This is a genomic window from Microbacterium sp. ISL-103, assembly GCF_018613995.1.
Lineage (GTDB): Bacteria > Actinomycetota > Actinomycetes > Actinomycetales > Microbacteriaceae > Microbacterium.
In genome coordinates this window covers 1-8,588 of record NZ_JAGGPD010000146.1, presented here as the reverse complement: position 1 = coordinate 8,588, position 8,588 = coordinate 1, and the positions used below count along the sequence as shown (strand labels likewise).

Annotated in this window: 7 protein-coding genes; 4 read left to right on the top strand and 3 right to left on the bottom strand. The window is 67.3% G+C overall.

Going from position 1 to position 8,588, the window contains the following annotated elements:
- The 3 genes from J7E68_RS06225 to J7E68_RS06215 all read left to right on the top strand — a co-directional run.
- A partial coding sequence (locus J7E68_RS06225) for a CPBP family intramembrane metalloprotease (protein WP_215170857.1) occupies nucleotides 1-571 on the top strand: 571 nt, incomplete at its 5' end.
- A 29-nt stretch (nucleotides 572-600) separates the two neighbouring features.
- On the top strand, nucleotides 601-993 hold the full coding sequence (locus tag J7E68_RS06220; RefSeq protein WP_215170856.1) for a DUF1304 domain-containing protein: 393 nt from the start codon (nucleotides 601-603) through the stop codon (nucleotides 991-993).
- Nucleotides 994-1,054: 61 nt separating this feature from the next.
- The gene (locus tag J7E68_RS06215) at nucleotides 1,055-2,131 is read left to right on the top strand and encodes a DNA polymerase IV (RefSeq protein WP_215170855.1); all 1,077 of its coding nucleotides are present in this window, start codon (nucleotides 1,055-1,057) and stop codon (nucleotides 2,129-2,131) included.
- 24 nt (nucleotides 2,132-2,155) lie between these two features.
- Here the strand turns inward: J7E68_RS06215 and J7E68_RS06210 are convergent, their stop codons facing one another.
- The 3 genes from J7E68_RS06210 to J7E68_RS06200 form a co-directional block, all read right to left on the bottom strand.
- A complete protein-coding gene (locus tag J7E68_RS06210; protein WP_215170854.1) occupies nucleotides 2,156-2,557 on the bottom strand; it encodes a RidA family protein in 402 nt (133 codons plus the stop codon).
- 87 nt (nucleotides 2,558-2,644) lie between these two features.
- Nucleotides 2,645-5,242 (bottom strand): X2-like carbohydrate binding domain-containing protein, encoded by a 2,598-nt coding sequence (locus J7E68_RS06205; RefSeq protein WP_215170853.1) that lies wholly within the window; start codon nucleotides 5,240-5,242, stop codon nucleotides 2,645-2,647.
- Between the two features lie 54 nt (nucleotides 5,243-5,296).
- A complete protein-coding gene (locus J7E68_RS06200) occupies nucleotides 5,297-7,504 on the bottom strand; it encodes an alpha-galactosidase (RefSeq protein ID WP_215170852.1) in 2,208 nt (735 codons plus the stop codon).
- Between the two features lie 164 nt (nucleotides 7,505-7,668).
- On the opposite strand from J7E68_RS06200, the gene J7E68_RS06195 reads away from it, so the two are divergent.
- The coding region (locus J7E68_RS06195; protein WP_215170851.1) for a sugar ABC transporter permease at nucleotides 7,669-8,588 on the top strand (920 nt) is incomplete at its 3' end.

Genomic DNA, 8,588 nt, shown 5'->3' with positions numbered 1-8,588 from the left:
CGCCATGCTGCGCTTCACGCTCGCACTCGGTGGCGCCGTCGCCGTGCCCTACGTCGTCTCCCGTCTCGTCTTCCGCGATCGTGCGATCAGCTTCCCCTGGCGAGCGCATCGTCGCTGGGGGCGCCTGCAATGGGGGTGGCTGGTGGCCGTCCTGGTGCTGGGCTGGCTGATCCTGCCGTTCTACTTCATCACCAGCGGCGTCTACCAGAACTGGCCCGTGGTCGACTCGCCGGACCTCATCGCGCGACTGTTCGTGGGGGTGGGAGCGGTCGGCATCTGGGACGAGCTGTTCTTCATCTGCACCGTCTTCGCCCTGTTGCGCAGGCATTTTCCCGACGCTCTCGCCAACGTGCTGCAGATGATCGTGTTCGTCTCGTTCCTGTGGGAGCTCGGCTACCGCGAGTGGGGGCCGCTGCTGACGATCCCGTTCGCTCTGCTGCAGGGGTTCATCTTCATGCGCACCCATTCGCTCGCCTACGTCGTGACCGTGCATCTGCTGTTCGACGCGGTCGTGTTCGCCGTGCTCGTCCATGCGCACAACCCCGGGCTGCTGCCGATCTTCCTCCTCTGACGACGCTCTCCCGGCGATACGATCGAGTCATGCTCATCGTCGGACTCGTCCTCGCCGCGGCCGCTGCCGCGTTCCACGTCTTCATCTTCGCGCTCGAGTCACTGAAGTGGACCGAGCCCGAAACGAGGAAGATCTTCGGCGTCGCCACCGAGGCGGATGCCCTCACGACGAAGGCGCTCGCCTTCAACCAGGGTTTCTACAATCTCTTCCTGGCTCTCACTGCTCTGCTCGGCGTGGGCTTCGTGATCATCGGGTTCGGCACCGTGGGACTGACCCTCGTCTTCGCCGGCACCGGCATGATGCTGGCCGCTGCCCTCGTGCTCGTGCTCTCCGACCCGTCGAAGCTGCGGGCCGCGGCGATGCAGGGCACCCTGCCGCTGCTGGCCGTGATCGCGACCGCCATCGGAGTCGCGATCGCCTGAGACCGCTCGTCGGTCGCATCCGAGGGGTGACAACCCGAGCGGCACCGGTCACACTCGATGCATGGCCGACTGGGTGCTGCACGTGGACATGGACCAGTTCATCGCCGCGGTCGAGGTGCTGCGTCGACCGGAACTCGCCGGGCGTCCGGTGATCGTGGGCGGACGCGGCGATCCCACCGAGCGGGCTGTCGTGTCGACAGCGTCGTACGAGGCGCGCGAATTCGGGATCGGTTCGGGGATGCCCCTCAAGATCGCCGCGCGCAAGGCGCCCGCTGACGCGGTGTTCCTTCCCGTCGACCACGACGCCTACGAGGCGGCATCGGCCGAGGTGATGTCGGCACTGCGTGCGCTTCCCGGCATCGTGCTCGAGGTCGTCGGCTGGGACGAGTGCTTCCTCGGCGTGACGACGGATGACCCCGAGGCGGTCGCGCGCGCTGCTCAGGCCGCAGTGCTCGAGGCGACCGCGCTGCACTGCTCGGTCGGCATCGGCGACAACAAGGTTCGGGCGAAGAACGCCACCGAGTTCGGCAAGCCGCGGGGCGTCTTCCGTCTCACCGAGGAGAACTGGTTCGAGGTGATGGGCGACAAGACCACCCGCGATCTGTGGGGTGTGGGCCCGAAGGTGCAGAAACGGCTCGCCGCACACGGCATCGTCTCGGTTCGTCAGCTCGCGGACGCCGATGAGGACCTGCTGGTCGCCGAGTTCGGGCCGCGCATGGGCGTCTGGTACCACGGACTCGGGTCCGGACTCGGGCCGGCCGTGGTCGACAGCACTCCGTGGGTGGCTCGGAGCCACAGCCGCGAGACGACCTATCAGCAGAACCTCACGACACCGGCAGAGGTGCAGGATGCTCTGACGGATCTGGCCGGGCACGCGTTCGACGACTGCGCAGCCGAGGGGCGCCCGGTCGTCCGCGTGCATCTCAAGGTGCGGTATGCGCCGTTCGAGACGAAGACCTTCGGGCGCAAGCTGTCGGCGCCGACCACGGTGCGCGAGGACGTGATCGCGGCGGCTCGGGCCCTGGGTGCCACGCTCGACCAGCAGCGAGAGGTGAGACTGCTCGGCGTCCGGGCGGAGATGGCGATGCCCGACGGCGGGGACCAGGCCGAGCGCACTCCGGTGCGCGGCCGGATCTGAGTCTGAGTCGACCGCCGGACGTCGTCACTCGCGGATGACGGCGGCGATCGCGCTCACCTCGATCAGTGCTCCCGGTACGCCGAGGCCGGCGACGAGCGCCGCGGTGACCAGGGGAGGGGCGCCGTCTCGGGCCAGCGTGGATGCGACTGCGCCGTAAGCGGCGCGAAGATCGGCGTCCTGGTGGATGTGGATGGTCCAGCTGATGACGTCGTCGAGGCCCGCACCCGCGGACTCCAGGGCGATGCGGGCGTTCTGCACCGCTCGGAGCGACTGCTCGGCGGCATCTGCCGAGACGAGGGCTCCGGTCTCGTCGACGCCGTTCTGGCCGCCGACGTGGATCGTCGTCGCCCCGGGCGGGACGACGGCGACATGGCTGAAGGCAGGACTCACCACGAGTCCTGCCGGCTGTGCGAGTGTGATCTCCATCTGCCGAGTGTGCACCCGGGGGCAGACATCCGCGACATGCTCCGCAGCCGCTGCATCGGGGCGGGCGCGAGGCCCGCCCCGACGGGATCAGCCGACCTTCTTGACCGTGTATCGGAAGACGTCCGTGCGGAGCACGTCTCCCGAGGTCTTCACGATCTTGATCGTGTGCTCCTTGTCCTTCAGCCCGGAGACCGCGAAGAGCTCCTGGTTCGAGACGCGCGACCCGGCGTGCGTGTCGACGCGCTTCACCTTCTTGCCGTCGATGTAGACATCGACGGTGCCCTGGTCGGGCCCCTTCGGACCGAGCCACGAGACGCCCGTGCCCCGGAACATGAACGACACCGAGTCGCCGTCTGCCGCCGTGGCGTGGACATCGTCGAGATGGTCGCCGGTGAACGCGAAGTCCAGCGTCGCGTCTCCCACGGGGAGCGTGGCGAGATACGACGACTTCAGGGTGACCGTCGCTCCCGACAGCGTGTAGTCGGTGTCTCGCTCGAGCGGCTCACCCGCGACGCTGATCGAGGCGAGCTCGCTCGGGTCTCGCAGCACGTCGACCGACACGTCGGCGGGGGCGGCCTTGTTGAACGCTCCCGAGGTGGAGCTGAGCTGACTGTCGAGAGTGACGACCAGCTTGTCGAGCAGCATGAACGATCCGGACTTCTTGACCACCCTCAGGGTGTGGCTTGCGCTGGGGAGGTCGGCGACGGCGTAGACCGCCTGCTGCGAGAGACGACCGTCTGCGGCTGGCAGCGAGGTGTCGACGGTCTCGACGAGCTGGCCGTCGAGGTAGATCTCCACCCCTCCCTGCGACTCGTGCTTCTCGGTGACGTACTGGATTCCGGTTCCCTGGAACGTGTACTCGAAGGCCGCTCCGTTGGTCTCGACGTAGTGGACGTCGTCGCCGTGGTCGCCGAGGCCGCGATTGTTGCTGTAGCCCCACGACCCGCTGTATCCGATGCGCGAATCGTCGTCGTTCAGCGTCACCGTGAGACCCGTGGCCGGCGGGTCGGGCGTGCCGCCACCGGGGGTGTCCGACACCGCGACGGTGAACGGCTGCGATGTCGCCGGAACCTCGTTTCCGCCGTTGCGCATCCAGTCTCCGTCGTAGGCGACCCGCAGCGAGTCGTCGTTGACGGTGATCGCCGACTGCTTCGCCGGTGTCACCTTCAGCAGGCGCACACCGTGGATCGGCACGCTCTCTGCGGTGAAGCCGTCGGCCTCGGTGCCCAGGTTCTTGCCGGCCCAGAGGTCTCGGATCTTGGCGGATCCGTCGAGCCCGATGTCGGACCAATCGACGGTGATATCGGCGTCCGCTCGGCCCAGGTTGTAGAGAGCGACCGTGTAGGTGCCGTCGGGGTCCAGTGCGTACCAGACCTGCTGCTTCGTCGCCGTCGAGACGGGACGAGCGGGCACGCCCGCCTGGTTCACGGCGATGACCTCGCGGTTGGTGATCAGGTCGACGCCGTAGTCGTCGAGATTCGTCAGGTCGTTTCCGAGGTACATCGGTGCGGCCGACGTCGCCCAGAGTGTCGTCGCCGTGCGGCGCTCGTCTCGGGTGAGGCCGTCCATCTTGCCGTTGCCGACGTTGAGGGAGTCGAGGTCGTTCCAGCCGGCGGGGCCCGCGTGGCGCCACCAGTCGGAGAGCCGGGGGAACAGGCGCGCGACGTTCTCCCAGGTGGTGAGGGCCTCGTCGCCGCAGTAGCACTCGACGTCCCAGTCGATGCGCCATCCGTCTGCGTACTGCTTCCAGTAGTCGGCGTAGTTGATGTCGACGGCCCAGGAGAGCTCGAACCAGATGTCGTTGCGATCAAGCGCGCGAGACCAGGCGGCGACCTCTTCGCGGGCGTCCATCGACAGGTCGCTGACTCCGGAGCCGGGGGTGACGCTGTCGAACTTGATGAAGTCGACGCCCCACTCGCCCAGCAGGTCTGCGATCGAGTCGATGTACTTCTCGGTGCAGGGGTTGTCGAAGTCGAGCCGGTAGCCGAATCCCCAGTAGTCGCCCTGCTGGAGCGGCTGCTTGAGCAGGTTCTCGGTCGTGCAGCCGGGGGCGCCGTAGATGGGGAGCGCTTTCTGCGCGGTGTCGAGACTCATCCCGGGGATCAGATAGAGGCCCACCTTCTGGCCGTTGTCGTGCACGTGGTCGATGACCGCGTCGAGCCCGTCGGGGAACAGCGTGGTGCTGGGTATCGGGCGTCCGTACTCGTCCTGGCCGCCGTTCCACCCGGCATCGATGTTGATGTGGTCGTATCCGAAGTCCTGCAGCTTGTCGTGCATGGCATCGGACTGCGCCATGATCTGGTCGGCCGTGATCCACTGGCCGCCCTCGTACACCTGCATGCTGTAGCTGCTCCAGCCCATGTAGGGCTTCGCCGACCGGTCGGAGATCCCGTCGTCGGCCTTGGCTGCAGGGCGTCGGGCCTCCTTCGCGGGCGGTGCCTGCTCGGGGGTGCTCGATGCGGTCGGATGCGGCGTCGGCTGCTCGGTGGGCGTCGGCTCGTCATCCGGTGTCGAATGCGCACCCGGTGCCGGCGTCGATGACGGCGTCACCTCGGGTGCGGGAGTCGGATCCGGCGTCGCCTCGGTCGCCCAGGTCGCACCGGGGGCGAGGCTGAGGACGATCGCGGTCGCGGCGAGTGCCGCGGTGATCGAGGCCGCGCGCCTTCTCTGTCGGTGGGTCTTCATTGCTTTCCTCTCGTTCGACTGCTCTGTCGTGGGGATGGGAAGGAAGGTGCGTGGTCAGCTGCGTGTGCGCCGGATCTCGATGAGCATCGCCTGCTGCGGGTTGAGCGTGGGCAGAGGCACCCCGATGGTGGCGAGCACGGCTCCGGGCATCTCGACCGGGCCTGCCAGCGCATCCGTGACCCACTCGGGATCGTTGCCCTGGTGCCGGCTGGAAGAGCCCAGGTCTTCGCGGATCCGGATGCTGTACATCGACGTGTCGTCGAGTCCGGGCAGACGCACCCGGCCCGACTGCCCGGCGGCCGACGTGGCGAATCTGCTCCAGCTGAACAGCGCCTCGGAGCCGTCCTGCGCGACGATCCCCGACAGGGCGGTGGTCTGGTCTGCGAGGTCGGCGTTGACCACTCGACCGCTGTGCAGCAGGTCGCGGAACTCCCGATACATGCCGGCCCAGCGGGTGATCGCGGCCAGCTCGACATCGTCGACGAGGGTGAGGTCCTGCTCGATACCCGCATGCGCGGTGAGAGAGGTGACCAGGCGGAAGGGCAGGTCGGTGCTCCGAGCCGTGGTGTGCGAGCGCGTCGCGCCCAGGTGAGAGCCGATGAGCTCGGGCGGCACGATCGCGCGCGTCCATCGCTCGATCTGCACGCGCTCGACCGGGTCGTTGCAGTCCGAGGCCCACACGCGGTCCGTGCGATCGAGGATGCCCAGGTCGATCCGGCCGCCGCCGCCGGAGCACGTCTCGATCTCGAGCTGCGGATGCCGGGAACGCAGTTCGTCGAGCAGGCGGTACAGCGCCGCGGTCTGCCTGTGGACGCTCGGGCGGTCGCCGTCGTCGCCCTGGCTCACGGCTTCGAGGAGGTCGCGGTTGTGATCCCACTTCAGGTAGTCGATCGAGTGCTCGCGCACGAGCGCGTCGAGGCGTTCGAGAAGGTAGTCGTATGCCTCGGAGCGAGCAATGTCGAGCACGTGCTGCGAGCGCGACTCGGGGCCGAGCCCTTCAGCGGGACCGAGCACCCAGTCGGGATGAGCACGGGCGAGGTCGGAATCGAGGTTGATCATCTCGGGCTCGAACCAGAGACCGAACTGCATCCCGTGCGCGCGCACGATGTCGACGAGCGGACCCAGGCCGTCGGGCCAGACATCGTCGTCGACGAACCAGTCGCCGAGCCCGGCATCCGCCTCCCGACGACCACGGAACCAGCCGTCGTCGAGCACGATGCGTTCGACCCCCACATCGGCTGCACGCTCGATGAGGGCGGTCAGGCGATCGAGGTCGTGGTTGAAGTACACCGCTTCCCACGTGTTGAGCACCAGCGGACGCGGAGAGCGCGGATGCGTCGGTCGCGCGCGGAGTCGGCTGTGCAGCCGATCGCTGATCGCGTCGAGACCACTGCCTGACCAGATGAACAGCGCGGTCGGTGCGTCGTAGCGCTCGCCGTCTTCGAGGATGACCTCGCCGGGATGCAGTTCTTCCCCGGCGCCGAGGATCGCGCTGAACGCGCCGGCCCCTTCGGGGAGGCGTTCGGCGAGGTACTGCTGTTCTCCGCTCCACGCGAGGTGCACCGCCCAGACCTCGCCGTGTCCGAAGCCGAAACCGGCCGTGCCGGCCGCGAGCAGGAAGGGCGAGTCGTGTCCCGGCTTGCCGCGGTGCGCGGCACGAAGGTGGGTGCCGAATCCGAACGGCGACCGCTGCGGAGAGCGCTCACGACACCACTTGCCGGTGAAGTCCAGGATCTCGGTCGCGCGTTCCGGAAGAGGAAGGAGCGAGAGCACGGAGCCCACCGTGTACGCGGTCGAGCCGATGCGCGGGCTGAGGGCGGCGTCGCGAGTGAGCGACGTGTCGACCGAGAGCACGCCGTGGGCGTCGAGCCGGTAGGTCAACTCGGTGCGGAGCCCGCCGATGGTGTCGTCGAACGTCAGGGCGACGCGGCCCCCGATCCCGTCTGCCGGCACATGCACGTGGTGCGTCACGAGCCGTGGGCGAGGCGTCGTGGCACGGCCGTGCGCGTGGCCGGACAGCGCCGCGGTTCCCGACCAGCCTTCGTACTCGGTGGGAAGCGCGGAGAACGTCCGAGGGATGTCGGGGGAGTTGTTCAGCTGGGCGGGGCCTGCGGTGAGGGCGAGCGCCGAGACGGTCGCGGGACTGAGATCACCGATGTCGGCACCCCAGTGCAGCACACGCGGGATCGGGTCGGAGATCTGAAGGATGAAGGCGGCACCAGCAGCGCGGAGTGCGACGACGGTGTCTGCACGGCAAGTCATGGGATGAGACCCTCCGGTAGTTACTTGACAACGTCAATAAATCACGTTTGAGATGGACGTGCAAGCGATCCGCAGAAATCCCCGACCGGAAAGTCGGCGTTTACTTTTCCGGCTCGGCATGATTTTATTACGACGTAAAGTAACCCTGCCCTGGGAGGGCGATCATGAAGCTCAGTGCTGAGCACGCACCACCGATCGAGGTCTCGCCGCCGAGTCCTCGACGCACCGACGCACGATCCCGATTCGTCCGGAGCCTGCGCCGGTACTGGCAGCTGTACCTGCTGCTGCTCCTGCCCGTCATCTGGTTCATCGTGTTCCGCTACGTGCCGATGGCCAACGCGGTGATCGCGTTCAAGAACTACAACCCGATCGACGGCGTGTGGGGGAGCCCGTGGGTGGGGTTCGACAACTTCACCGCTCTCTTCCGCAACCCCGTCTTCCCGAAGCTGATCGGCAACACCTTCATCCTCGCGGTCTACACCCTCATCGCGAGCTTCCCGCTGCCGATCATCCTCGCCATCATGCTCAACGAGGTCAGGCTGCGCTTCTTCACGCGCACCGTGCAGCTGGTGACCTACGCGCCCTACTTCATCTCCACCGTGGTGATCGTCTCGATGACGATCCTGCTTCTCTCCCCTCGTGTGGGGATCCTCGGGCGCACCCTCAGCTTCTTCGGTGCCGGGCAGGTCGATCTGCTGGCGAGCGCCGACTTCTTCCGCCACATCTACGTGGCCACCGACATCTGGACGACCACCGGCTACTCGGCCGTGATCTATCTCGCAGCGCTCGCCTCGGTCGACACCTCTCTCTACGAGGCCGCCAAGATCGACGGCGCCTCCCGCCTGCAGAAGATCTGGTACGTCGATCTGCCCTCTCTTCTGCCGACGGCCACGATCATCCTGATCCTCGGCGTCGGCAACATCATGGCGATCGGGTTCGAGAAGGCGTTCCTCCTGCAGAACGCTCTCAACCTCTCGACATCGGAGATCATCCCCACGTACGTCTACAAGACGGGCATCCTGAACGCCAACTTCAGCCTCGGAGCCACGATCGGGCTCTTCAACGCCGTCATCAGCCTCGTGCT